Annotated in this window: 20 protein-coding genes and 2 pseudogenes; 7 read left to right on the top strand and 15 right to left on the bottom strand. The window is 42.7% G+C overall.

Translation table 11 applies throughout. The features are described 5' to 3' along the window. Position 1: 1 nt before the first annotated feature. From ccmI to ccmA, 9 genes are all read right to left on the bottom strand, one after another. Positions 2–1,312: a c-type cytochrome biogenesis protein CcmI gene (ccmI, locus tag ACX5KA_RS03170; RefSeq protein WP_049585965.1), complete on the bottom strand. Its 1,311-nt coding sequence runs from the start codon at positions 1,310–1,312 to the stop codon at positions 2–4. Then, positions 1,309–1,806, bottom strand: a complete 498-nt coding sequence (locus ACX5KA_RS03175) for a cytochrome c-type biogenesis protein (RefSeq protein WP_338853145.1) — start codon at positions 1,804–1,806, stop codon at positions 1,309–1,311. Before ACX5KA_RS03175 ends, ccmI begins: the two co-directional genes overlap by 4 nt. Then, positions 1,803–2,504 carry a redoxin family protein gene (locus ACX5KA_RS03180; RefSeq protein WP_338853143.1) on the bottom strand — a complete coding sequence of 234 codons (702 nt, stop codon included), beginning with the start codon at positions 2,502–2,504 and terminating at the stop codon, positions 1,803–1,805. Before ACX5KA_RS03180 ends, ACX5KA_RS03175 begins: the two co-directional genes overlap by 4 nt. Continuing rightward, positions 2,504–4,561, bottom strand: a complete 2,058-nt coding sequence (locus ACX5KA_RS03185) for a heme lyase CcmF/NrfE family subunit (protein WP_061484957.1) — start codon at positions 4,559–4,561, stop codon at positions 2,504–2,506. Before ACX5KA_RS03185 ends, ACX5KA_RS03180 begins: the two co-directional genes overlap by 1 nt. A 3-nt stretch (positions 4,562–4,564) precedes the next feature. Continuing rightward, positions 4,565–5,059 (bottom strand): cytochrome c maturation protein CcmE, encoded by a 495-nt coding sequence (ccmE, locus tag ACX5KA_RS03190; RefSeq protein ID WP_156086026.1) that lies wholly within the window; start codon positions 5,057–5,059, stop codon positions 4,565–4,567. Positions 5,060–5,133: 74 nt separating this feature from the next. Continuing rightward, positions 5,134–5,343, bottom strand: a complete 210-nt coding sequence (gene ccmD / locus ACX5KA_RS03195) for a heme exporter protein CcmD (protein WP_014975830.1) — start codon at positions 5,341–5,343, stop codon at positions 5,134–5,136. A gap of 1 nt (position 5,344) precedes the next feature. Then, positions 5,345–6,136: a heme ABC transporter permease gene (locus tag ACX5KA_RS03200; RefSeq protein WP_014948513.1), complete on the bottom strand. Its 792-nt coding sequence runs from the start codon at positions 6,134–6,136 to the stop codon at positions 5,345–5,347. Continuing rightward, positions 6,136–6,801: a heme exporter protein CcmB gene (ccmB, locus tag ACX5KA_RS03205; protein ID WP_338853140.1), complete on the bottom strand. Its 666-nt coding sequence runs from the start codon at positions 6,799–6,801 to the stop codon at positions 6,136–6,138. The genes ACX5KA_RS03200 and ccmB overlap by 1 nt, the downstream gene beginning before the upstream one ends. Continuing rightward, on the bottom strand, positions 6,801–7,424 hold the full coding sequence (gene ccmA / locus ACX5KA_RS03210) for a cytochrome c biogenesis heme-transporting ATPase CcmA (RefSeq protein WP_338853139.1): 624 nt from the start codon (positions 7,422–7,424) through the stop codon (positions 6,801–6,803). Before ccmA ends, ccmB begins: the two co-directional genes overlap by 1 nt. 280 nt (positions 7,425–7,704) lie before the next feature. Between ccmA and ACX5KA_RS03215 the strand changes: the two genes are divergently transcribed. Then, the gene (locus ACX5KA_RS03215) at positions 7,705–10,287 is read left to right on the top strand and encodes a flagellar hook-length control protein FliK (RefSeq protein WP_458730379.1); all 2,583 of its coding nucleotides are present in this window, start codon (positions 7,705–7,707) and stop codon (positions 10,285–10,287) included. Between the two features lie 11 nt (positions 10,288–10,298). Then, positions 10,299–10,616: an EscU/YscU/HrcU family type III secretion system export apparatus switch protein gene (locus tag ACX5KA_RS03220; protein ID WP_014948509.1), complete on the top strand. Its 318-nt coding sequence runs from the start codon at positions 10,299–10,301 to the stop codon at positions 10,614–10,616. Between the two features lie 135 nt (positions 10,617–10,751). Here the strand turns inward: ACX5KA_RS03220 and ACX5KA_RS03225 are convergent, their stop codons facing one another. From ACX5KA_RS03225 to ACX5KA_RS03235, 3 genes and pseudogenes are all read right to left on the bottom strand, one after another. Beyond that, positions 10,752–11,948: an ABC transporter permease gene (locus ACX5KA_RS03225; RefSeq protein WP_283626512.1), complete on the bottom strand. Its 1,197-nt coding sequence runs from the start codon at positions 11,946–11,948 to the stop codon at positions 10,752–10,754. Beyond that, positions 11,932–12,753, bottom strand: coding sequence for an ATP-binding cassette domain-containing protein (locus ACX5KA_RS03230; RefSeq protein WP_458730380.1), 822 nt, complete (start codon positions 12,751–12,753; stop codon positions 11,932–11,934). Before ACX5KA_RS03230 ends, ACX5KA_RS03225 begins: the two co-directional genes overlap by 17 nt. Before the next feature lie 317 nt (positions 12,754–13,070). Continuing rightward, a pseudogene (locus ACX5KA_RS03235) lies at positions 13,071–13,625 on the bottom strand (recombinase RecA family protein); the annotation flags it as partial. 161 nt (positions 13,626–13,786) lie between these two features. On the opposite strand from ACX5KA_RS03235, the gene ACX5KA_RS03240 reads away from it, so the two are divergent. Genes ACX5KA_RS03240 through ACX5KA_RS03255 form a run of 4 tightly spaced genes read left to right on the top strand, consistent with a single transcriptional unit; the run spans position 13,787 to position 19,512 of the window. Further along, positions 13,787–15,634: a hypothetical protein gene (locus ACX5KA_RS03240; RefSeq protein ID WP_458730381.1), complete on the top strand. Its 1,848-nt coding sequence runs from the start codon at positions 13,787–13,789 to the stop codon at positions 15,632–15,634. Next, positions 15,631–17,583 (top strand): hypothetical protein, encoded by a 1,953-nt coding sequence (locus ACX5KA_RS03245; protein ID WP_458730382.1) that lies wholly within the window; start codon positions 15,631–15,633, stop codon positions 17,581–17,583. Before ACX5KA_RS03240 ends, ACX5KA_RS03245 begins: the two co-directional genes overlap by 4 nt. Then, on the top strand, positions 17,573–18,127 hold the full coding sequence (locus ACX5KA_RS03250; RefSeq protein WP_458730383.1) for a hypothetical protein: 555 nt from the start codon (positions 17,573–17,575) through the stop codon (positions 18,125–18,127). The genes ACX5KA_RS03245 and ACX5KA_RS03250 overlap by 11 nt, the downstream gene beginning before the upstream one ends. Positions 18,128–18,129: 2 nt before the next feature. Continuing rightward, on the top strand, positions 18,130–19,512 hold the full coding sequence (locus ACX5KA_RS03255) for a tyrosine-type recombinase/integrase (RefSeq protein WP_458730384.1): 1,383 nt from the start codon (positions 18,130–18,132) through the stop codon (positions 19,510–19,512). A 640-nt stretch (positions 19,513–20,152) separates the two neighbouring features. On the opposite strand, the gene ACX5KA_RS03260 is transcribed toward ACX5KA_RS03255, so the two are convergent. Continuing rightward, entirely contained in the window at positions 20,153–21,529 is a 1,377-nt protein-coding gene (locus ACX5KA_RS03260; protein ID WP_458730385.1) for a family 16 glycosylhydrolase, read from the bottom strand. Positions 21,530–21,763: 234 nt separating this feature from the next. Here ACX5KA_RS03260 and ACX5KA_RS03265 point away from each other — a divergent pair. Next, a pseudogene (locus ACX5KA_RS03265) lies at positions 21,764–21,916 on the top strand (IS30 family transposase); the annotation flags it as partial. Between the two features lie 101 nt (positions 21,917–22,017). Here the strand turns inward: ACX5KA_RS03265 and ACX5KA_RS03270 are convergent. Both ACX5KA_RS03270 and ACX5KA_RS03275 read right to left on the bottom strand, forming a co-directional pair. Continuing rightward, complete coding sequence (locus ACX5KA_RS03270) at positions 22,018–24,000, bottom strand: hypothetical protein (protein ID WP_458730386.1); 1,983 nt, start codon at positions 23,998–24,000, stop codon at positions 22,018–22,020. Positions 24,001–24,005: 5 nt separating this feature from the next. Then, entirely contained in the window at positions 24,006–25,016 is a 1,011-nt protein-coding gene (locus ACX5KA_RS03275; protein ID WP_458730387.1) for a hypothetical protein, read from the bottom strand. Between the last annotated feature and the right edge of the window lie 207 nt (positions 25,017–25,223).

Raw genomic sequence — 25,223 nt, forward strand, 5'->3', positions numbered from 1 at the left:
CTTATAATTCCTTATCAATAATAACGCTTAGTGAAGATATTTCGTTGGCCGTAACGCTTGCGCTCACACTGCCTTGCCATTCGCCTTTTGAAACTGCCACATTACCATCTTTGGATAGTCTTGCGGTAACCACCACATCAGAAAGTGTTGCTAGCGTGAATTGTGGCATCATTGCGTTTTCTGTGGTTAGAGTAACGGAAACAGGGAAGTCTTCTATCGGCAGTTTAACCACAGCGGCAGGCATTTTGTTGTCAGAGTTCGCATCTTGAGCGAACACTATCAAGAAACCGTCTTTAGGCGCTTCTATGCTAGCGTCGTCAGATAAATTCACCGTGATATTAAAGCCAGTTTGTGCTTCGCTATTAGTATTTTTCGCTTCGCTACTGGCATCTTGCGCTATTGATGTATCAGTAATTTCAGCGGCTGTATTTTGTAGCGCTGCCATTTCACTGGTATTCCCTTGTAGCTCTTTTATACGCGCAACTAAACGCTGCGCCATATCGCTATCTACTGGTAACTTACCTTCAACTTGCTTATAAAAACGCTGAGTATTTTCAAGATCGCCAAGTTGAGCAGAGACCACCGCCATCATCAGCGCAAGATTATCATTCGCTGGATTGTCGTTAAGCAAGCCCAACAAGATAGATTGCGCTCGTTCAAGATTATTGACATCCCCTGTGGTCATCAAGGCTTGAGCAAGCGTAATGCGATTAGCAGAGTTAGACGGTGCCAAACTTACCGCTTTATCAATAGCTTCAATGGCCTGCACTTCTTGACCGATACTCAGCATCAATCTGCCAAAATACATCCATCCCGTGTCGTCTTCGGGCTCTTCTCTCAAACGCTGGCGTATAGCAAGAGCAAGGCTAGCAATGTCTTGTTGGGTCAGGTTGTTCGCATTACCGCTGGCAAGCTGTTGACTCAATTCGGGCAACGCTTCAATGGCTTGGCTTGCCTGGGTAACTCGACCCATTTGGTTTACCTGCGCATATACAATCACTCCGCAGGCTATCGCAAGCACGGCGCCAATCGCGAGCGGAAGTTTTGCATTACCCGTTTTATGAGATTGAAATGCGCTTTCATCTACAAGCGCTAGTTTTAGTTCGTCAACGGCTTGTCGTTTGTCATGCTCACTAATGAGCCCTTCTTGCACTTCACGATCAAGTTCGGCAAGGCGCTGCTTAACAATTTGCGTATTGCTTAAACTGTCTTGTTTCGCGTGATTTTTATTACGCAGCCACGGGAAAGCGACAATTAAAAGAACAAGCGTAATTAAGCCTGAAACGATAATATAAAACTCAGACCAACTCATTCTTTCTCTCGCTCCAACATTTCATCTGCTTTAGCTAACTTAGCGGCCATATCTTCTGGTGGTGTTACCGATTTTCGTCGAATCACCACAATTAGGGCAATAAAAATAAACAAAACAGGGCCAGCCCAAAGCCACAAGGTCGCAGCTGTAATCGGCGGTTGATAGTGCACAAAATCGCCATAGCGCGACTTCATAAAATCAATCACCTCCTGTTCTGTTTTGCCTTGTTTTAACAACGCGTAAACTTTTCGGCGCATGTCGTGAGCAATCATGGCGTCGCTATCAGCAATATTCTGGTTTTGACACATAGGGCAACGTAATTCGGCGGTAAGCTTTAAAAAGCTTTCACGCTGAGCTGGCGTGTCGAAAGAAAACTTATCTTCAGCCGCACTTACTGAAAAAGCGCTAAACACAAACAGCAGTGCGAAAACGTTAAGCACAATGGCTCTAGCGTTTGCGAATCTGTGGATAGAGGTCGTCAACAACATAATCATTTCCCTCCCTGTGCACTTGCGGAGCTCTGATTATTCTTTTCATTAAGCGTGTTCGACAATGTAGGCTCTGAGGCCATAACTGCATCTACATCTACCTTTTTGCCATTGCCTGTTTTGCCAGATGCTTCTGCCACCAACTTGTTATATAGCGGGCCAACTTTGGAGTTCCAAACACGCTCGTTAATATCGCCTATGTGGTGCATACGAATAATGCCTTCAGCGTCGATAACAAAGTGCTCTGGCGCTCCTGTTACGCCAAGGTCGAGCGACGTATCGCGATAGACATCAAAAATATTATACGCGTAAGGGTTACCGTAACGGCTGAGCATGTCGGTAACTTCTTGCTGAACACGGCTCAGTGTTTTTGTGCCAAAGTCTGGGTCTAAGTCCTGATCAAAATACAATCCTACAATGTGGACGTTTTGTTCGTTCTTTAGCTGAGTAAGGTACGGCATTTCAACAGCGCAGGTCACGCACCATACACCCCATACATTTAATATGGTTACTTTGCCTTTTAAATCTTCAGGTGTATAGGTAATGTCTGGCTGCATCAGGTCTGGCAGTGAGAATGCAGGTAACGTCTTATCCTGAACCTGAGAATCTAACTCTCTGGGGTCAGAAAAAAGCCCTTTAAACAGAAAAATGACCAGCAAAGAAAATAACACTAACGGAATAGCAACGAGTGATGCTTTTTTCATTATGCGCCTCCTTTCACTGACGTATTTGATGGAGTGGATACTTGACCATGAGATTGCTCTGCGTCGTTCTCACTTTTCCCACCAAATACACGTTTTATCTTCTTAACCTTAGCCATGCGGTAACGTTTGTCGCTAATAGAAAAGATACCGCCTATAGCCATAACCACTGCACCCGCCCATAGCCAGATAACAAACGGTTTAATGTAAATACGGATGGCCCATGCGCCATTGTCCAAAGGCTCACCCATAGCGATAAACAAATCCCTTGCGAGATTTGAGTGAATAGCGGCTTCAGTCATCGGCATACGCTGTACGATATACAAACGCTTTTCTGGCTCTAGATGCGCGATTAATTCACCGTCTTGATAAACGTCGAATACGCCTTTGTCCGCCTCAAAGTTCGGACCTTGAACTTTGACGACATCTCTAAAGCTAAAGTCATAACCGCCAAGAGAAACGGTATCGCCAATGTCCATGCGAACATCCCGCTCCATTTCGTAGTTTGAAACAAGGGTAATACCGATAATGCAGATAGCAAAACCCACATGGCCCAGCACCATTCCCCAGTGACTTGGCGTAAGCTTGCGAAGTTTAGATAGCACCGATGTATTGTCACTGTTACTTGATGGCATTGCCGATAGACGCTGCATCACCTCTTGCACCGTAGTGACTAGGATCCAAAACACTAACATCATACCTAAAACGCCCATATAGGTTGGTTCATCATAGGCAAAGTTCACTAACACACCTGCACTTAGCGCAATACCGCCAGCAATTAATAGCTGTTTTTGTAATTCACTAGCTTTTTGCTGTTTCCAGCGCGTAAGCGGGCCAAGACCTAGCATTAGTACGAATGGCACAATCAATAACGTGAACATTTGATTGAAGAACGGAGCGCCTACCGAAATACTGCCTAGACCTAACTCTTTATGTACAAGAGGCAGTAGTGTACCCAACAATACAACCAGTGTTGCTGCGCACAAGAAGACGTTATTACCCATTAACAACACTTCACGGGAAAACGCTTGATAGCGGCCTGGGCTTTTAAGTGAAGCTGCACGCATAGCGTAAAGCAGCAAGCCAAAGCCACTAAGAACAATCAATATTCCCAGTATAAATAAGCCTCGGGTAGGATCGCTTGCAAACGAGTGTACCGAAACAATCACTCCAGAACGTACTAAGAAGGTGCCAAGTAAACTCAAACTAAATGCGGCAATAGCCAGCAGTACGGTCCACGACTTAAACGCCTTTCGCTTTTCGGTTACGGCTAGCGAGTGCATTAGCGCAGTACCGACCAGCCAAGGCATGAAAGAGGCGTTCTCTACTGGGTCCCAGAACCACCAGCCACCCCAGCCAAGTTCGTAATACGCCCACCAGCTACCTAGCGCAATGCCCACGGTGAGAAACGCCCAAGCAGAAATGACCCAGGGCCTTGACCAGCGTGCCCAGGTTGAGTCTAGCTGACCTGAAATTAGTGCTGAAATTGCAAAAGCAAACGCGACAGAAAAGCCAACATAGCCCATATAAAGCATAGGCGGGTGAATGATCATGCCAAAATCTTGCAGCAGTGGATTAAGATCTCGTCCATCTACCGGGAAAAACGGCAGCATGCTGTTAAACGGGTTTGAGGTAAGCAGCATGAATAAGTAAAAACCGATGCCCACCATTCCCAACACCGACAGCACCCTTGCAACCATAGCAAGAGGAATACCCTTGCTGAATATCGCCACTGCTACTGTCCATATGGAAAGCATCAACACCCACAGAAGAAATGAGCCTTCGTGGCCGCCCCACACGGCGGTAATTTTATAATAAATAGGAAGTCGACTATTTGAATGCTGGGCAACATACGCCACACTGAAATCGTCAGTCACAAAGGCGTAGGTTAAGCATACATAGGCGATAAGCGTGAAGGTAAATAAGCCGATTGCCAGTGGTTTGGCGGTTGCCATTAACGCTTCGTGCTGACGGTGAGCCCCCCATAGCGGATAAACGGCCAATAATATAGAGAGCACTAGCGCAAGCGTCAGCGCAATATTTCCAATTTCAGGTACCATAGATTATTTGCTCCCGGCGCCGTTTGACGACTCATACGTTGGCATATTTTCAGGTTTTACATGCTTAATGCCTTTCATTTTTTCAGCAAGTTCTGGCGGCATGTACTCTTCGTCATGCTTAGCTAGCACTTCCTGCGCTTTTATGTTGCTCGCGCCAGTGAGTACACCCGTTGCTACAATGCCCTGACCTTCGCGGAATAAATCAGGAAGGATACCGGTATAAGTCACGGTAACCGTTGGGCCAGTATCGATAAGGTCAAAGCTGACGGCTAAGCTTTCTTGATCCCTTTTCACACTACCAGGCACTACCATACCGCCTATACGAAGACGCTGGCCAACCTGCGGTTTCTGGCCGTTTTTACCTTCAATGATTTCGCTTGGCGTATAGAAAAGGTCAATACTGTCGTTAAGCGCGTAAAGCATCAGTCCAATTGCACTTACTATTAAAAAACCGATAATTCCCACTACGGCTAGTCGCTGCTTTCGTCTCGGGTTCATGCAACTCTCACTTCGAAAAAACTAATAAACAATAAAAACGCGAATGAATGCTAAGTTCACTTTTCACATTAACACTAGGTGTTGTCTTGCTGTTGCTGTCGCGCTTTTTTAATACGCGCTTTTCGTTCTTTTTCCACCACTACCTGCTTTAAAAGGTCGCGATGTTTACTAAAACTCTGAATAGCGATAATGCCCATTGCTAAGAACGTAACGCCAAACGACAGCCATACATAAAATGCATAGCCTCCCATATTTAAAAAATCGGCAAAGGATTCAAACTGCATCTTAACTGCCCTCTTTTAAACTAGCAGTAGCCGCATCACCAGGTTGTTGATTTAATGCTTTATTCATTGCTAGCGCTTGTACCCAAGGTCGGTGCATTTCTCTAAGCACAATCTCATTACGTAATCGTACAGTGGTCACAGCCCCAATAAAAAAAGCGAAGCCCAGCAGGTTAATTAACAACGGCCACAGCATTTCAGGGGCAATTGAAGGGTTGTCGAATTTACTGATAGTCGCCCCTTGATGCAACGTATTCCACCACTCTACCGAGTAGTGAATAATGGGGATATTTACTACACCTACAAGCGCCATTACGCCTGCGGCTTTGCCCGCCTGTTGCTTATCTTCAAACGCACCGTAGAGCGCAATCACGCCCATGTACAAGAAAAGCAGAATAAGCTCGGACGTCAGGCGTGCATCCCACACCCACCAAGCGCCCCACATTGGCTTGCCCCAAGCGGCGCCGGTGAACAAAGCGATAAACGTCATTACTGCGCCGATAGGCGCCATAGCAATCATGCTCATATAAGCGGTGCGCCACTGCCAAACCATACCCACCAAGGCCGCAATCGCCATGGCCACATAGGTGCCCATAGACAAAATGGCGCTAGGTACGTGGATATAGATGATTCTAAATGAATCGCCCTGCTGATAATCTTGAGGCGCAAAGGCCAGCCCCCACACGGTGCCTACGCTTAAACACGCTAGAGCGCCAACCCAAAACCAAGGCTGTAAAGTTAAACAAAGCTGATAGGCTCGCTCTGTTTTTGCGTAGGGATGTAACCACTTCCACATTAGTTTTGACTCACTTTTAAAGAATATGCGATGGCAAACGGTGCCAATGCCGCAGCCAATAAAAGCATGGCGGCAATAATAGCAAGTTGCGCATGATAAGGTAATTGCAGTGCGGCAGAATCCACAGCCGACGTGGCAAATATCAGTAACGGAATAAAGACAGGGATAAGTAGCAGTGCCAACAGCACTCCGCCTTTTTGCAATCCAACGGTAAGCCCTACTGCGATGGCACCAATTAAGGACAGTAATGGCGTGCCCAATAACAAAGTTAAGACAAGGGCGATATACATATCGACCGTTAAATTCAAAAACATGGCTAGTAGCGGAGACAACAGTAATAATGGTACAAAGCTAACCAGCCAGTGGGTAACCACTTTTACCGCACTCACCGCTGGTAATGGCATACCAGATAACATGTACTGCTCTAACGACCCGTCTTGAAAGTCATCGCGAAAAAGCCTTTCCATCGCCATAAGCGATGACAAAATTGCCGCAATCCATATTACCCCTGGCCCAATGCGTTGAAGGGTGTCGGGAGACGGACTAACGCCTAAGGGAAATAAGGTCACCACCATCAGCAAAAACATCAGAGGTTGCACTAATTCTGCTTTTTGCTTGAACGCAACCTGCATGTCGCGCTTAAAAATTCCTTGGTAAAGTGACATTAAAAGCGGTACTCCAAATCGAATACACGGTGTTCCCCTGCAGTTTCTGATAGGTGTTGATGCGAAGTAGTAATGATGAGACCGCCGCGACCAACGTGCTCTTTCATACTTTTTTCAAGCATGTGAATCCCTTTCACATCAAGCGCTGTAAACGGTTCGTCCAGTATCCACACCTTTGCTGGCTTTAGCCACAGTCTCGATAGTGCAACGCGACGTTGTTGACCGGCCGATAAATACCTTACGGGCACATCTTCAAGTCCAACTAATCCCACTTTCTCTAATACATCAAAAAGCGTGTTAACAGGCACCGATACATTATGTTGAGCTAGCCAGAACGATAGATTGTCTAGGGCAGAGAGACTGCCGTTAGTTCCGCTTTTATGGCCAAGATAAAAAAGGTCTTGGTAATAACCTGTCTTGTCCGCTGAAATGTCCATGCCGTTGTACAATACTGCACCTGAATCAGGTGAACTCAGTCCTGTTAAAATGCGCAGCAAGCTGGTTTTCCCTGCACCGTTAGGACCGCGTAAATACAGCAACTCACCGGGTTCGACAACCAGTGAAAGCCCTTCAAAAAGGGTTCTGTCTCGTTTGCTGCAGGTTAATTCGCGCGCCTCTAACACTACCTGGCTACTCCAACCTTAAAAAGAGGTTCTAAAAAATGGCGCTAGTCTACCACATGAACGCTTTTTCGCAGTCGCGAATTCCAATTAAATATGATTTACTTCAATGACAAAGGTATTTTTCCTAAGAGCCATCCGTCGTGAGTAAGTGTTATCCCTCCGCCTTAAGGATGAATTCTTTTGCTTCATCTTATCAACTGGTCAATAACGAAACTGCCAAACAGAGCTTTGCTATACTTAAATAAGTAAGGAAAAGCGCGACATTGCCGATATCTCAATTATGACAACACCACTATCATCTCTATTGGCAGCCGCTCTAAATCAAACAACTGGCCCGACGTCGCCTGTCTCGGCCGCTTTATCGTCTACAGATGCCGCTACTCAAGGATCTAGTCGAGGAGCAACGCCTGTGATTGCCAACGCTGCGCTTTCGCAGGCTACCGTTTTAGACAATGCGGCGAAAGTGATAGTTGAACGCTTGCCTGAACGAGTGCTATCGATAACGGTTACACCAAATAATATATCGTCAGCAGCTCAAGTACTTAACGTTGTCTTACCCGCAGAAGTTAGCGCTAAACTCTCCAAACACGCTATTCATAATGCGCAAATTGCTCTTCTGCCCCAAACTTCAGACCAGATTTCAAACCCAGAAACGAAAAGTGTTCAAAATGCTTCTCAAAGTCAGTTAAGCGCTCAATCTGCAATACTCCTTTCTACAAGTTTGTCTCAACAAGGCGCGTCATTGTCTGCGCCTGATAAAGCTGAATTACTGAAAGCTGTGGCACAAGCGCTTGCTGCAAATAACGCCGCCGTTACCCTGAAAGGTCAACTTTCTATTTCTACAAAAAATGAAAGCTTCGGGCAGCTCTTGCTCACTACGGCTAAAAACGAGGTTGTTGCTCTTACAGACATAAACACTGAAAAGCTGGATAGCACGGCGAAAGCAGCGCTTCAAAAGCTGGTCGGCCAGCAGGTCGTTATAGGACTAAGCCGAGCTAGCAACGGTGGAATCGCGCTGCAAATCTCTCAAGGTTTTTCCAATGAAAGCGCCACTCCAAGGGCCAACCACAATAACTTCGCCGTTATAACCCATAAAAACGTAAGTACCAACTTACAGCAACAGCTTATTTCCAGCGCTCTTACGCAAGGTGGCGTAGCCGTAGAGCATAACTTGAGCAACCCGCCTCGCCTAAGCGCGCTGTTACAAAGTTCAGGTGCAGACACCAGCGCGTTAAAAGTGCTTTCTGCGTTAACCTTAATGGGTAGCAAACTCTCAATTCGCACTGCGCAACAAAGTGCGTTATTACAAATAAGTTTACCGCAGAGCAAGGCCCCTTCCCTTTCGGCTCCAACTTTGAATCTGGAGCAGGTAAATAAACTTAACCTTTCACAATTACCAAAAGTGACGGCGAAAGGGCTCGATGCCGTCACGGGAAATCGCTCGCTCGAAGCCTCTTCATCCATTACAAACCTAAAAGCAGCGGCTCCCACATCGCTTAAAGGAACGGACGTACACAACGCGATTAGTACACTTTCTCGGGTATTACTGAGCCAAACAGGCAGTACCAGCCAAGCATTAAGCCAACTCGTTGCTATTGTTGAGAATGGAAAGTTACCGCCCGGCAGCGGCGCTACTCAAGCACATGGAGCCCAGCATTTCGATAAAATTTTGCAGCTCCTAAAAGGTCTTGATGCACTCAACGCGAAACCTTCGCAAGTTAAAATATCTAATGGAGAGTTTGTCGGCCCGCCTAAGCCTTCCAGTGAACAACTGCTAGCAACGGCAAAAGCTTCTCTGACTGACGGAAAAGATACCATGTCATCCGAGACTATTGGCATGCAAGGAAAAGACAGTGGAAGTAAGCCTTCACTTGTGTCATTTACCTCTCTCGCGCAAGCATTAAGCACACAGGCCAAAGGCTTATCAAATAGCTTACTGAGTAATATTGCAGCGCAACTTGCGGCTACACAAAGTAAAGGCGCAGAGATGTCATCTGTGATTTCAGATAGCCCCACCAGTCTAGCCGGCTCAAAAACAAACGAAAGTGTAGCTGGTGAGAACGTAGGCGCTGTCGGCGAATTAAAAAACGGCGCGAAAAAACTAGCGCTCGATATGAACGAGCAAGGATTGTCGCAACGCTTGCAGCAGCTGATATCCTCACAGGCGCTGGTTACCTCACCAATAAACTTAACCTCGCCCGTCAACGCTTCCAGCTTTGTTCAAGGGTTGGTTGCTTTGGTTCAATTAGCACTAGCGGGGCGTGCCATGCAGCGCCAGCCTGGCTTAAAAACGCAAATAGATGCGCCTGACTCTATCGTTTCAAAAACGTTAGCGAATATGGGGGTAACGACTCAACCAAGTCGCGTTAGCCAAGACATGAACCAGCTAGACGGCCGACAACAGCTGCTTTCTCAACTTAAAACGCTGCTAAGTAGCCACCAGCAAAACAAAATTGCTAATGTAGATAACCGTATTCAAGGGCAAGATAGTTTCTTTTATATATTGCCATCACTTTCACAACATCAAAGTCCACCAGAACTCTTGATAAAACGAGAGCAGGGTGGCCAGAACAATAAGCACGCACAAGCAGGCCAACGTTCTCTTTGGAATATCACGATGAAACTGGATATTGGTGACAGCGGACAAGTGTTGGCAAAATCTAAAATTGATAAAAGCACCATTACTTTAGACTTATATGCATCGAACGATGAAGTACTTAAACGTATCGGAGACACCCTACCCTATTTGCAAAAACGTCTTACTTCCCTCGGCCTGGTTGTTGAAAACACCAGCTACCAGCGAGGCCACATACCGGACACATTAAATTCGCGCCCTCATCAAATCTTTGAAACTAGGGTTTAGGTAAAGCGTTTATGACTGATTCGCAAAAGACAAAACGTGCCATCGGCCTAAAATATGACGGCGGCGATAAGAAAAACGCACCTAAAGTGGTTGCGAAAGGCTATGGAGATTTGGCGGAAGCCATTATAGCCATGGCTGAAGAAACCGGGATATTAATTCACGAAGACCCTTACTTAAGCGAAGTCCTCGCTACCCTCGATGTGGGGCAAGATATCCCTGAATCGCTATATTATGTAATTGCCGAGTTACTCGCCTATTCTTATGTCCTTCAAGGAAAAATCCCTCCCGGTTGGGAGGGAATTATCAAGCGTATCGACTTTGAAGTGTAGTAAACACAAAACTAAAGCGTATTGAACCTGCACTTCGAGTATCAATTTTGTCCACCACATAAAAAGCCTTGCTCAAATAAATAATAAGCCCGCGTTTAGCGGGCTTGTTACAAGAATGCTAGGTAAGCAGCTTTGTTATCTAAACAGAACCTTTTCTTTGTTAAACCAATGGATGCAGAAGAAAATAAGTCCGGTTGCAATCACTGCGGTAGACGTAAATATGCCAAACAGCGCAAAGTAGTCCATGGTACCTTTGAACAGCTCTTTCATCGCCAAAGCAACGTTAGTCAGCGGTACCCAAACCCAGCCACCTTTAAGCTCTACACCCGGCATCATGGCTATAATTACAGGGAAAATAACCACCATAATTAACGACCCCATGTAGCTTTGCGCCTCTTTAAATGAACGAGCATAAATTGAAAGTGAAAGCAGAATAGCGGCGAACACTGCCACAACCGGCACCAACATTAGGAAGATCAGCAAGAAGTCTACAAGACCAATCATCGACATGATCTTAACCACAAACTCGACGGCCATGCCTTGCGATAACACCAGCCCCCATATGGCCATGGAAGAAACGGTAATAAGCGCTGTAATTATACCCGCAGTAGCGATAGTAAAGAATTTACCCAGTACCAGCTTATGACGGTCCATCGGCGATATAAGTAATGTTTCTAACGTACCCCGCTCTTTCTCACCAGCACCTAAGTCAGCCGCTGGGGCCATGGCGCCTTGAAGGCACAAGATGAAGATGAAATATGGCAGCATACCGCCTAAGCGTTCACCCCACACTTCGCGGTCGTCGGCGACATTTTGCTTTTCTATCTTGATAGGCTTTAGCAAGGCCTCTTGCTGAGTTTCATCTAGATTAAGCTGCGCAAAGGCGGTCTGCTGGAAAGCATCGGTATATTCATCAATGATGTCGGATACACGCCCCATCACCTTATTAAGACCAGCATCGTTGAGATAAAGCTCAATCTTATGCTGACCTGAACGCAAAACATCGCTATCAAAGGTTTCGGGAATAACCAAAACAAAATCTAGTGTTTCGTTTTTGATGAGTTTGGCGTAGTCAGTCTCATCGCCAATCGCAACCGATTCGAACTTATCAGATGCGTCATTAAAAGACTGCACAATTGCAGGCGCGTAAGATTCACCCACTATCGCGTATTTCAGTACTTTGTTTTCCGCTTTATCCGCCGCTGAACTCATGAAAAAGAACGCGACACCAAAAATCGCTGGGAATAACAAAAGCGGCAAACCAATCATGAATATGATGGTTTTCTTATCCCGTAATAGCTCTTTGAATTCCTTTTTAAAGATTAACCACATTGCCCATCTCCTCAGAATCCATTGATAGTGTTTTTAGGAAGCTCTTATGCATTTGCCCGCCAGCCCCGTCATTACCAGACAAAGCGCTGAAGGCAGCTAGCGAGTCGTTAAATACCGTTTCACCTTGGTTAATCACGGTCACCTTGTCACAAAGGGTTTGCACCTCATCAAGATGGTGAGTAGAGAAAATAACTGGGGTACCTTTATCTTTAAGGCGTTGAATAAATTCCATCACGGTACTGGTTGCCATAATATCAAGGCCGGTAGTAGGTTCATCAAGTACCACTAGTTCAGGCTCGTGTATAACAGCGCGAGCAATAGAAACTTTTTGCTTCATCCCTGATGAGAAATTCTCGGCTCGTCTATCAAGGAAGGTTTGCATATCGAGTAAATCAGCTAACTCTTCAATACGCGCGTTAATCACATTTTTTGGAATACCATGCAACCCACCGAAGTAGCTAATATTCTCTCGGCCACTCAAACGACCGTAAAGGCCCGTTGAGCTAGATAAAAAGCCAATTTTTTTACGTGCAATATTAGGGTTAGAAAGCACATCCTCACCACCAATAATAACTTTCCCGCTATCAGGCTTTAGTGCTGTTGAAAGCATGCGAAGTGTGGTTGTTTTGCCTGCTCCATTTGGCCCTAACAGCCCAAGTACTTGGCCTTTTTCGCAAGTAAACGACACATCCCTTACCGATTGGAAATAGCGTCCTTTTAGTCGCGGGTCCTTTTTTTCCTGTTCGCTAAGCTTTTTCGGGTTCTCCACCTCAAAGCGCTTAGCAAGGCCTGATATTTCAATCATTTCCCTTCCCTCTTCTCACGTGTGAACAGTAGCACCGTTCATTATTGCTGTAGGCTTGCTTTGCTGTAGCCGCAAATTATGCCGTTTTAATTGTTTAAAATTGTTTTAGCGTACTTAACCAGCTTAGGCTGCGATAGCCATTGCATCCTAGTAGTCTGTATTTACAAAAATTTATTACAGCATTCCTTGTTTTTATTTGTTGTACAAGTTTCAGCCACACATTAAGTGTTAGTAAATATTTCTTAATATACCCCTTGATGAAGCCATAAAAAAACCCACCTAGCGGTGGGTTCTTAGTATGCAGTTAAGCGTTAATTTTACTCAGGGAGCACATCGTCTTCTTGCTGAGGTATCGCTTCCTCTGCTTTCATTGTTTTAGAAAGCAAAAGTTCTTGGCGGATCTTGGTTTCAATCTCGTTTGCGATCTCAGGGTTCTCTTTCAAGAACTTCATTACGTTCGCTTTACCTTGACCAATGCGGTCGCCCTTGTAGCTATACCAAGCACCCGCTTTATCAACTAGCTTTTGCTTAACACCAAGGTCGATAAGCTCAGCTTCTTTGCTGATACCTTCACCGTAGCGGATCATAAATTCAGCTTGCTTAAACGGAGGTGCAACTTTGTTCTTCACTACCTTAACGCGAGTTTCGTTACCGACTACCTCGTCGCCTTCTTTAACTGCACCAATTCGGCGAATGTCTAGACGAACAGAAGAGTAGAACTTAAGCGCGTTACCACCGGTTGTAGTTTCTGGGTTACCAAACATAACACCAATCTTCATACGAATTTGGTTAATGAAGATACACAGTGTATTTGAACGCTTAATGTTTGCAGTTAGCTTACGCAATGCTTGCGACATTAGACGTGCCTGCAAATTTTTCTACATAGCACATCCATCATTAAATATATCAGGTAAAAATAAATCCAATAAAATTATGAAATTAAACAAAACACGGAAACAGCAAAACTGTAGACTCTACTTGACACATGTCACAAAGAAGCCAATAATCAGCTCTCAAATTAAGGAATAAGAAATTGGCAAAATTTGAACGTATATTTGACTCCTACAACGAAAAGATCGATGTTGTTCTTGAGCGCCTGAAAAATAAAAACAGTTACTCTTACCGCCAACGTAAACGAAAGGTGTTTTCAGATTATTCCAGCTTTTCCTTAGAGCATTACCAAAAAATCAACGCAGGTAATTTAGTGAGTTCATTTGTTCACTTTCGAGATTTTACGTTTCGCCAACAAACAAAAGAAGTTAGCAGTATTAACGATGATATGAGAGCTTTACGTGGGCTATTAAGAACTTTAATGTCAGCGCGAGCGCTTCCCAAAGTACACCTCCCCCCAAACCTTAAAATTTCCAAAGAGTTACTCAGAGACATCGAAGTCAATCCAGTTTTAGGTGCACTAAACCCAAAAAAATGGAAGTCAGATTTAGCAAAAAAATCACTACCATTAATCCAAAACATAGATGATAAGGATTACTTATCTGTATTCATTGAACACGTAAGATCCAATCGAAATTTACTGTTAAAGATCGCTAGAAACTACGTAGCAAGCGCTTACAAAAGATTTACTAATGGCGAAGGCTTTATAGCATCAGCTGATAGTAGCATATTTGATGATCCAGACCTATTAGACAGATCACAAGAACATAAGCGAGGGCAGACGCCAAGCCTATTTTCAGACAAGTTAGCTGATAACGAAGGGCTTAAAAATCTGGTTTCGTATTTACACTTCAAGCACAACGGAATGCTGAGTAGACAGTTTCCCGGTGCGAATAACCATTTGTATCGATTCGAAGGCAGAACAAGCTTATCAGAATACCTAGGGATATCGTCAGATCTAGCTGCTGCCTGCGCGATCATTATAGTTATTGAAACAGGCGTTAACCCTGAAAGCCTCTATAAACTCAAAATAAAAGACTCTCGTAATAACGTCACCTTCTACCTAACGTCAGACAAAAATGATAACGCTTTTATCTTTAGTTATGACAAACCGAGGGCTAAAAAGAGAATACAAAAATTTATTAAATCAGACTCCCATAAAATAAATGCTGAGTTTTGTTTCTTGTACCTATTAGAGGCGACACTGCATCACAGAACGTTAATAGAGCCAGACAAAGCAGACCTCTTATTTATTCACGATTCAACCAGCAAGCAGGGAGAAGTCCACCCTGTCTCAGCTACGGCTTTCAAACAAGGATTTCATCGTGTTATTCAAAATGCGCTTTCTAAAGCTGAGTCTGAAGAGAATGAAGAAGAGATTGATAATTTAACTATGCTCATCAGTACACAACCAAACCTTGCTAAGGTAAGAAAAACAGAAGGCGTTTTAAAATGGTTTGATTCTGGTGGAGATCCTCGTGCAGCAGCATTGTATTTGGGTAATACAACTAAGGTAGCCATAAAGAACTACCTACCATTTGAATTACAAGTTATGCTCTATACAAAGCATATCAGAGCCTTTCAGCATATACTTATTACGGTAGCGACAGATAGCTCCAGTTATCAACAGCAAGCTCTGGGCCTGAAAAACCCTAGAGAGTTGAGTGAGTATTTAGAACAACTCAAAGAGCAAGACTTAAATTGGTCGATATTAGGAGAAAACATCAATAACGATCAGGCGGATGAAGAGCAAACTACCTACACTGTTATACTTACAGAATCCAATATAGCGTTACTTTATGCAGCCTACAGCGCACACAACTCTATATTATCAGACGGGAAACAGCCACTAGATAAGCTCACGAAATGGGCATCAGTGGCTACATCTTTGTTTAATAAAATTAAGGCTTCCGGCACGCGTGGACAAAAGCTGGTAATAAAGAAAGGAATTGATCTTTATAACCGGACACCAGCGGAGTTTAAGGTATGATCAACGAATACCTCTTTGAAAAGCACTTTCCCGATTTGGCGGAACATCCGTTTTCTGAATGGCAAGCAGACTGGCTGCTGTCAAAAACTAGTGATGATGTATGGCGAATTAGAACAGATAAGAGTAAACCAAAAACAATCTGCTTCGACGACATATTGCCTGACGGTTATAAGCTATCAGATGATAAGTATAAACTCGTTTCAGAGTCGGTTAAAAAGTTAGTATTTCTGATGCGTACAGGAGCGTATGCTGAATATACAACCGACACTGTAATCACTAGATTTCAACAACAATACGATCTCGCTCGCAGCTTAAAGATCATTGTAAAGTTTGCTGTATCACACAACATCGACTTAACGGTAATGGGTTTTAGTGCCTTAAGTGAATTAGACTTCGATATTTACAATTCACTAGCAATATTCGGCGCTGAGCACGTCGATGGAAGAGTAAGACTAGCAAAAGACTTTCTCGCCAGACAGCAGAAAAAAGGCAACTTGAAAAATTATCACAAAAAAAAAGACGGCTCGATTGATTTCCAAAAGGTCTTCGCAGAATTAACCAAAAAAAATGATTATCTAAAAAGCCACCGTGCGATTTATTCACTCAAAGACTTTAGAGCAAAACCACTTGAGCAATATGCAAATAATAATCGTGCAGGTGAATTTACAGATACTGAAGCCGTGCTATATGAAGAAGCTGCTAATAAACCAGTATCTGAATCTACATTATCCGCACTTCATGCCGGTTGGAAAACACTAGGAAAGTTCTCTCACCTGCTACCAGAACTGAAAGGGCTTGAATGGGCGGCTAATTTTAAAACCAATAAGATTGCAGAGTCTCTAAGTGCAACTCCCAAAGGAAGAACTAAGACAATACCTGTACAAACCGCTCTAGAGTATTTGAATCATTCGATTCAGTATATTGTAGATTTTGGTAGTGACATTGTTTGCCTTAAAAAAGATTGTGACCAACAATTGCTAAGAATGTTTGAAAAGACAACAGGCAGAAAAGATCACTACTGTAAACAAATCAAAATTCCAGATAATAAAACAGCCCAAGAGCTCAATATTAAACGCTACAACCGCAACGCTACTAACAAACCTATATCATTCAAACGCAAAAATTTTACTGTAGAAGAGGCCGTTGATTGCCTTACAGCAGCTTGTTACATAGTAATAGGTACATTTGCCTGCAAGCGGATTGACGAGGTTCTTTCGCTCACAGATGAGTGTATCCGCCCTTCCTTTGATGGTGGCTGGGAGCTGGTTTTTGGATTGGAAAAAGCTAGTCCGGCAGAACGTTTAGCATTAATAGGCCGACCAGTTCCTGACGTAGTAAAGATGGCGACAGACTTACTAACGGATATTACCCCTGAATATCTAATAGGAAATAGTAGCAATGATTTCATACCACTATTTAAATCTTCAGTCGATGTATCCAGAGCAAGTAACAAATTGAGAAACATGTCTGAGAGTACATTATATAAACTACTCACGTTTTTCGCAGACATTGTTCAGATAACACCAATAGAAAGCGGTTATCCTGAAACTCGCCGCTGGTATCTGCGCACACACCAGTTAAGACGATTCTTCGCCATCACTTATTTTTGGCACAATAAATTTTCAAACCTTGCTGCACTGTCATGGTTTATGGGACATGTCTCTCCCGAAGAAACAATGCGATATATATCAGAAGATATTTCTGGTTCAGAAATGTCAGAGGAAGAAGCCAGATACACAACTACAGTAATGTCTGATGACAATAACGAAGACCAATTGCCAGAGCTTCGTCAAAAAGTTAAGCAACACTTTCAAGTTGATGATTTAAAAATCATTCCCAAGCCACAACTGGAAAATTACCTAACTCAGATTTTCGAATCTGGTGCCCGAATTACAAAGCACTTTACTGATCACGAGGAACTGCTCTTTTTGGAGGTAGATGATGCGTAAAATAACCAACCTTCATGTTTCCCAGCGAGGTAAATATAGAACAATCAAGCAATTGGAATTACGACTAAGGTTACTGAAGCGCCTAGAAACAAGGGGGATTGCACCAGAACGGTTCATTGCTTATCACAGCGATAAAAAAATGTGTAATTACACCTCAGGGATATTCGAAAAGATCTCACTAAATGCGGCAAAAAAACAGAAAGAGCTTTGGGAAGAGCTAAAAAAACAAATGAAGCTCTACGCTGCTCACCAAAGGCAGGTAGTTCAAGGTTTAGCAAAAAAAGAAAATACTCACACTGGCTTACCTGAGTCAAATAGCAACAAATCACCAAAATCACGTACAAAAGCGAAGTTGGAACAGGAAAATAGGCACTTAAACCGTCAAATACAAGTTCTCACCAATGACCTTATTCAACTAAGAGGAATGTACTTAGATTTACTCAACAAAACCAAGGACGCTGAGCATTTAGCTCAGCGACATCGAGATGCAATTCAAAGACATAAAGATCACTTTGGATTAACTCTAGTCTCGGACAAGAACTAGATATGCCATTTCAAAACATACTGAAAACAGACTCTTCATGTCGCCATGATTATCGCTCTGGTTACACTCCCCATAACTTTAAGACAGCAGACGCATATAAAGGGATGCCTCTTGTACTACATAGCAACGGTAGTGTATGTTGGTACGTTACTGATTATTGTATTGAGCGCTATTTATCTAAAGAGAACAAAATAAAACCATCAACATTAATGGATGAAGCAAGATCTCTCAGTAGATTCATCCAATACCTCGACGGTTTAAACACACCTATTATACTCAGCGAATGTACCGATCAAACAATCTTTGATTATGTAGAATATCTTTTAGATAAGAAAAAAAATCGCAATCCACCGCAGAATAATCAGATAAACAAGCTAATAATTCGTGCTTTAAAACTATTACTCTGGTTACAAGAAAGCCACTTTATACCTGCGGGAGTCATCAGTGATGATGAAGAAAAAGAAGCAAAAATTAACGTTACCTATCGCGAATTTACTCAGTCTTTCAGTGGGAAAAAGCGCACATTTAAGACTGTTGATCACCCTGCATTACTGCCCTATCAAAATTACGTACCCAGAAGGCCAATTTCTGACGCTGTAATAGATAAACTTTACGAAGCTGGCTATGCATACAGCGACAACCCATTTATTCATGATCGTTGGGAGACCATACTGGAAGTACTGGAACAAACAGGCGTGCGTGTTAGCGAACTAGCGACAATAACAACAGGCTTTGTTATTGAAGCATACAATAAACTACAACAAAGCAAAGTGGCTCGTTTAAAAGTCATAACAACAAAAGGTAAAAATGATGGTACTTCTAGAGAAATTCCCGTACCAGACAGTACCATTGAGCAACTATTTAATTTCATGCAAAACACACGAAATCCTTTGGTGGAAAAAAAAATTGCTGAAGGAAGCTTAAGCTATGAGCATAAAAAAATATTTATCAATGAAAATGGCAAACCAATGACTCCCAAAGGCATATCTCGCCTCTTCAGTGAAATTAAAAAGAAAGCGAAGATAACTGAGCCAGCATCGCCTCATCTATTCCGTCACAGATATATCACTAAACAAGTGAAATCACGTTTAGCAAAACTGCTGGAAAGTACCAGCAACTACAATGTAGGGCTAGACGCATTCGTTACGAAAAAAGTAATTAAACTAACTGGTCACGCACATCACGACTCACTGCTAGGTTATGTTGACTTCGCAATGGAGGAAATGGGCGTTCTTCAGGATGTTGAGGAGCAAGTGAAGAAGGATTTTGAAGACACTAGCCTAATACGAGAAATCAATAAGATTTTAAGCAAAGCAAAGCTCAGACACAGCCCTAGTAGTAAACTGAAAGAACTACTATCTGCTGTAAAAAAGTATAGCGAATAGCTTTAAATTTTTATGCTCTGAAAAACAGATAGATTTTATTCACCTAAGGAAGGCACGAATAGGTCCTGCAATCTACGCCTAATGCAGCAGGTTGTTTTATCTGGATTGGCATTGAAATCGTTATTGCCTATTGGCGAACCACCAACGTTTACTTTACAGCTCTGTAGATAATTATGTTACCAGTTCAAGCAATGGTGAAAGTATGAAAGAAGTTTCTTCACTGGAGCTTGAAGTGTAGTAGCCTGAAGTGTAGTAGCTCATATCTGATCTGAAAGTTTCGATGAATAGGTTTAGACTCTAACTGACAGGTAGCTATGAGCGTGAAGCGGACATTTGACAAAGCTATTGTGCTGGTCAGTTTCAGACAAGGAGCGGACATTCAATGATTAGTTTAGTACTCTGATTTCAAATGACGCTTTCGCCGCAAAGCCACCTTTGTGCAGCAAATAAAAAGCTCATGCCGTTCTTGTTTCTTCGAGCATACGGCAGATCTGTGGCTTCAATCTGACTGTCAGAATTTTTTATACAAGCTCCACATAATACGTAACCATTAGTCGACAGAGCTACAGAACAATATCTTGCATTCAGCAAAACGCAGACGTTATCGCTGTTAAGGTGGCTTTTGATTAGTCTTTAAACCTTATTCAGCTAGCTGATACACTCTCACATAATCAACTTCCATTTGAACAGGAAATATATTGTCGTCAATTGGCCCGCCTGCTCTTCCCCAGTTTCCACCGATAGCTAAGTTTAAAATAAGGTGATATGGATGGTCGTAAGGCCAAGCCTTCCAACTAGTTCCCTCGTTTATGTAAGTGAAATATAGCTTGTTATCTAGAAATATATGTATATGGTCCGGTGTCCATTCAACTGAATAGAGGTGAAATCTTTTATCCAAATCCTCTTGAATAATACTGCCCTTTCTCTGTTCCCAGTTTATCCAATAATAGGCCTTGTTATGAACAGTTCCCCATACTGTTCCCATGTCATGGCCAACATGCTCCATGATATCTATCTCCCCAGAATTTGGCCACGCATCACAGGTTCTGCTTCCCTGCCAATCCTCATTGGGTCTGCATGTAGTAGAATATTTGTAAGGATCGCTTGGTAGCATCCATATCGCAGCCCAAGTGCCTTGCCCAAGGGGAAGTTTGGCGCGGATGTCGGCTTTGCCGTAGAGAAAGTCACCTTTGCCTTTTGAATGAATGCGGCCTGAGGTATATGCAGCGCCTTCGAAGTCCTCTTTGTGAGCTTCAATAATCAACTTGCCATCAGCAAGTCTGATATTTTTCGCTCTAGCAGTATAAGCTTGGTCTTCGCTATTAACTTTGAATGCTGGCCAAACATCTATCGACCACTTGCTCTCATCGAGACTATTACCTTCAAACTCATCGTACCAAATCAAGTTCCATTTTCTGGTGTCATCATTTGTTTTGCGCACAACGAGCGCACTCAAAATTGGCTTTCCTGTCGTTGCTTCAAACCTTATTTTTAATCTTCCGTCAGTCACTTTTACGTTTGAAACAGCAGTGACCAAACCTGACTTATGCTTGCCATCCCGTGCAAGGCGAACATTCAAATCATTTATTACCAGCTCGTCTTGCGCAATTACATCGAACAAACGTCCGTCCATGTCAATATCGAAGGGCTCTGCGAAATGAAAAACTATATTGTATTCACCATTTTCGAGAGGATAGTCGATAGCGACATCACCCTCTCTATATGATTGATACAAAACGCTATCCTGAGAGCCTAAAATTTTATCTATTTCACCCCGAATTCCACCACTAACATACTGTTCAGCTTTATAGTGTATACCGTCTAGCCCAATGTAATCCTTACCACCTACATTTACCGCCCACACAACATCTGAATTATGAAAAGTATTGGTTTGCTTGTAAGTCTGAGATTCAGATTCATTCAGAAATTCGCCGTTTAGACCAGTTTGGTACTGACCAAACGTTTCTACGGCAAAGAATAGACAACAAAAAACGGCAGACCAGCTTGTTAGTTTCATAAAAATCACCTTAGAAACAGTTTTCGCTAATGCTAGTGGTTCATCGAATAGTCAGCAAGATTAAAATAAAAGTCTAGAAAAGAAAAACAACTGGACTACTGTTGCTTATTATCAGTGGGCTTATAAATTGATTTACAATAAATCCCCTAATATCCCTTACTTGCCACCTAGCGCCACCAAAAAGCGACCGTCCGAAATACGTACGCAACTGCCACTAACGAAATGAGTTACCATCGGCAGTATTTTCCAAAAAGTACCGACTTATCAGTACACATCCAACAAAAACTTAGCAGTGTAGCGAGACAACTTAACGAAAGACCAAGAAAAACGTTAGACTATGAAACACCAGCAGAGAAATTTAACCGATGTGTTGCGCCCATTGATTGAACTCAAGGCGTAAAGCGGACGTTATAGCTTTTGCGTTTAACGATTATTCTACATAATTTGCAGCAGGTTGAGTGAGCGCCATAGGACACTCAACCAATAAGTTATTTGCAGATCGCATGTTTGTACACCCAAGCGCTGTTATGACTATAAGACTCCACTCCTGATGTCACAATATACCTTTTACAGCGCCCGTACTCGTCCCAATATCTAAGTGGTTGGCGAGAGGTGGCCACATAATCGAGTACCTCCTCTAGTTTTTCTTCACCGACGCTTGTGCACTGCACCGGCCCACAGCCAAACCAACTCCCACGGGAGTTTTGCCAAGCCAAAACTATTCCACTATCGTTAACTAGCTCTTCATTTTTCGGTGGCGGGTTACCGTTTCCGCGTTTAGTTTGTTGCTTGTTATTCGTATATTGCTGCCTGTTTGTCTTTTTACTCGTAGGGGCGTCTTGATTATTCAGTTGCTTGAGCAATTTATTTCTCAACTGATTTTCAGCAACACATTTTTGCTCGAGCCTGTCATAAACAAGGTGCCCCCTGCATTGTGGATTATTATTGCGTGCGGTTCGGATTTCTTGGTCGACATCATATTCATTGAATGTCTTACAGCGCCCATCATAACTATCTAGTCGCTTACCTGACGGACAAGTCATTTTTCGAGGTTTATTTGTTGGTCCGCTCTGAGAATTTCGGTTGGTGTTTTGATTATGATTCGCCATTTCATCTGCCCTAGGAACAGGCATCATCTCTTTAGTGTCATCATTTCTTACTATCGTGGCACACGGATTTCTTCCATACATTCGCCCGTCAATCTTATCACAATCCCTAAGTTTAGGCTGATAGACCACGCACTGTCCGTATTCTTGATTCCAAACAGTACCTGCCTTACATCCATATGCACCCGGTTTTTGTCGTTGCTGAGATGCATTAAAGTCAGCAATCATTTGATTTGTGTTAGCGTCTAGATCACTAATTACTTTGAACGGATTATATTGCCCTGTACTTTTGCTTAACTGTTCAATCTTCGTTTGCCCTTCATCAAAATTTTTCTTTGAAATGCCAAAAGCGTCGTACAAATTCTGAGATTTTGAAGAATATTTACGTCGAAGGGATTGTAAATTAGATGTTGTACCGCCCATGACATCTTTTGTGTAAGAACTTAAAAATTCAGCTTTTCTATCCGAACTTAGGTCGGAGGTTGAGGCTATGGTGACTCCAACAGCTAATGAAAAAATTTTACCCCATGGTATGTCAATGCTTCTGTTTTGCTCTCGCTGCCTCTCTCTCTCTTTCTTATGGTTAAATACTAAAAATTTTTGTCGGACCTGATTACTTTCAGTCAAAAAAAGCTCAATAGTATCTTCATTTGCTGTTCTAAGTTTCAATCTTTGTCCGAGTCCAAGATCTTCCTGTGCGAAAAAACCGATCTCAGTTTGCCCCTTGTACTCAATTTTTCCAACAAAAACTAAATTAACCTTTATACAACCTGTTCTCTCAGTCGGGACTGAATGTTGTATATGGAAATTCAAGACAGAGACGTAAACATCCTCCTTAAACTCTTCATGAGTATCGAATAAAAGACAACCATTTCCACTTTTCAAATCCATAGTTGGTATCATGAAAAACTGGCCTGTGTACTTAGCCCCTACGGCAGCGGTATAGGTTCCCTCATCAAATCCATAGAAATGAGTTTTCCAAAGAGGGTCATATATTCTTTTTAACTGCCCCTCAAATTTATCAACTTGCGTTGAGTAGGAGTCAAACAAAAAGGTAGGGGAAGATGTGAAAATGCCATTATCTAATATTGCATTATATTGTCTGCCTTCATAGTATATCGTACCCCTGCCAGTTAAATTACCATCGTTTAGAATAAATTCTCTAAATTCAATTTTTCCTCCTAATGCTTTTAGTGCACCTTTTGGGCAAGAGGGATTGCACTCATTCTTTAAAAGCACATTACCAATTGAAAAGAAGTTATTTTTCTCTTCAGAATATTTTCCATTTTGTGCCCCCTCAGAAACACGAGGCATCAGCACACAAGTAACAAGTGCAGCGATAATAATAAGCGGGTTTGCAAACATGTTGTTTAACTACACTTATCCATTGTCATTTCTTGTCCATTTACGAAGCACTTTGTATAGTGTGGTTCATCAGCATACATGTACTTTTGAATGCCATGATTTTTTCCTTCGGAATTTAAATTACCAATAACATTTAATGCATCACCGTTGTATTTTCTGAATGTAACTGCCCCATCATCATCATAGTTAAACAGAACTACTTGATATAATCCCTCCAGCTGTGGAGTTGCTGTCATTTTCAAAGACATCCCATTAGACCTACCTGTAAATACTTCAACGGTTCTAGCTTTGTATGAATCAATTTGAAAAGGTTGTCTTGCGTAGTCTAGACGGGCGACGTGGTCAATTAACGACACAGGATCTCCATCCTCGTTCATTTCCCCTACGAACAAAGCGGAGGTCTCGTAAACACCACTACGAATGACGTTATCACCCATAATAGTGTCCGTCTGTAACAAGTCTGACGGCTGAATGTCAAAACCAAACGCTGATTTGGGAACACTAATCTTTTTGACATATTCGCCCGATGTAAAGAAAACATCCTCGCGACCTTGCTTAAAGTCGTCCCTAGAAAAGTTGCAGTGTTTGTTACTCATCACTCTTTGAGATTTAACACTCCAGCCGAGTTCTTTAATACCTATTTCGTCGTTTTGTTGATTAATAGAGTCGTTTGAGATTTGCTCTAACAATGACCCGCCTGAATTGTCATTTTGATCTGCAAACAAATCTGACACTCCATTTTTTTTCATCATCTTTTCTTCAGTCAAATTACAAATAGCAAGTCCCAACGATGCCGGAGGATAAAGGCGCCATTGATTGTTTTGGACTTCATCAGCAATAGCTTTTAACTCAATAAGACGATCGTTTAACTTTTGACTACCCAGATCAGGGAGCACTCCCGGAGTTCCTCCTGTAGTGGCTATCCAAGATTTTTGGACATTGTGAACGTACATTTCAGGTGTAGAACCACAACCCGCAACACTCAGGCCTAAGAGAAATATAACTAGATTTTTCATTTCAATCCTTGTTCTTCATGAGATCTTTATTAAAGCACTGAAAAACATAGCACGAAAAATAAACGATTTTTTTGCTACTTTAGTATAGAGTTATTGTTTTGCTCATAACTAATATCCCGGCAATTTACAAATATTTGAACGGCAGCTCATGGCACATGTGCGACTGTCAAATTTGATTTAGTCCTATTATTAGAATCTGATAGATCA

The sequence above is a fragment of the Alteromonas alvinellae genome, from assembly GCF_902705805.1.

What these genes read in the sequence shown, in the direction of transcription:
- ACX5KA_RS03200 (WP_014948513.1), bottom strand. Translation starts at nt 6,136, where the DNA reads ATGTGGAAGTGGTTACATCCCTACGCAAAAACAGAGCGAGCCTATCAG.
- ACX5KA_RS03220 (WP_014948509.1), top strand. Translation starts at nt 10,299, where the DNA reads ATGACTGATTCGCAAAAGACAAAACGTGCCATCGGCCTAAAATATGAC.
- ACX5KA_RS03255 (WP_458730384.1), top strand. Translation starts at nt 18,130, where the DNA reads ATGCCATTTCAAAACATACTGAAAACAGACTCTTCATGTCGCCATGAT.
- ACX5KA_RS03270 (WP_458730386.1), bottom strand. Translation starts at nt 24,000, where the DNA reads ATGTTTGCAAACCCGCTTATTATTATCGCTGCACTTGTTACTTGTGTG.
- ccmI (WP_049585965.1), bottom strand. Translation starts at nt 1,312, where the DNA reads ATGAGTTGGTCTGAGTTTTATATTATCGTTTCAGGCTTAATTACGCTT.
- ACX5KA_RS03250 (WP_458730383.1), top strand. Translation starts at nt 17,573, where the DNA reads ATGATGCGTAAAATAACCAACCTTCATGTTTCCCAGCGAGGTAAATAT.
- ACX5KA_RS03185 (WP_061484957.1), bottom strand. Translation starts at nt 4,561, where the DNA reads ATGGTACCTGAAATTGGAAATATTGCGCTGACGCTTGCGCTAGTGCTC.
- ACX5KA_RS03230 (WP_458730380.1), bottom strand. Translation starts at nt 12,753, where the DNA reads ATGATTGAAATATCAGGCCTTGCTAAGCGCTTTGAGGTGGAGAACCCG.
- ccmD (WP_014975830.1), bottom strand. Translation starts at nt 5,343, where the DNA reads ATGCAGTTTGAATCCTTTGCCGATTTTTTAAATATGGGAGGCTATGCA.
- ACX5KA_RS03225 (WP_283626512.1), bottom strand. Translation starts at nt 11,948, where the DNA reads ATGTGGTTAATCTTTAAAAAGGAATTCAAAGAGCTATTACGGGATAAG.
- ACX5KA_RS03260 (WP_458730385.1), bottom strand. Translation starts at nt 21,529, where the DNA reads ATGAAACTAACAAGCTGGTCTGCCGTTTTTTGTTGTCTATTCTTTGCC.
- ACX5KA_RS03180 (WP_338853143.1), bottom strand. Translation starts at nt 2,504, where the DNA reads ATGAAAAAAGCATCACTCGTTGCTATTCCGTTAGTGTTATTTTCTTTG.
- ACX5KA_RS03245 (WP_458730382.1), top strand. Translation starts at nt 15,631, where the DNA reads ATGATCAACGAATACCTCTTTGAAAAGCACTTTCCCGATTTGGCGGAA.
- ACX5KA_RS03215 (WP_458730379.1), top strand. Translation starts at nt 7,705, where the DNA reads ATGACAACACCACTATCATCTCTATTGGCAGCCGCTCTAAATCAAACA.
- ACX5KA_RS03275 (WP_458730387.1), bottom strand. Translation starts at nt 25,016, where the DNA reads ATGAAAAATCTAGTTATATTTCTCTTAGGCCTGAGTGTTGCGGGTTGT.
- ACX5KA_RS03175 (WP_338853145.1), bottom strand. Translation starts at nt 1,806, where the DNA reads ATGATTATGTTGTTGACGACCTCTATCCACAGATTCGCAAACGCTAGA.
- ccmE (WP_156086026.1), bottom strand. Translation starts at nt 5,059, where the DNA reads ATGAACCCGAGACGAAAGCAGCGACTAGCCGTAGTGGGAATTATCGGT.
- ccmB (WP_338853140.1), bottom strand. Translation starts at nt 6,801, where the DNA reads ATGTCACTTTACCAAGGAATTTTTAAGCGCGACATGCAGGTTGCGTTC.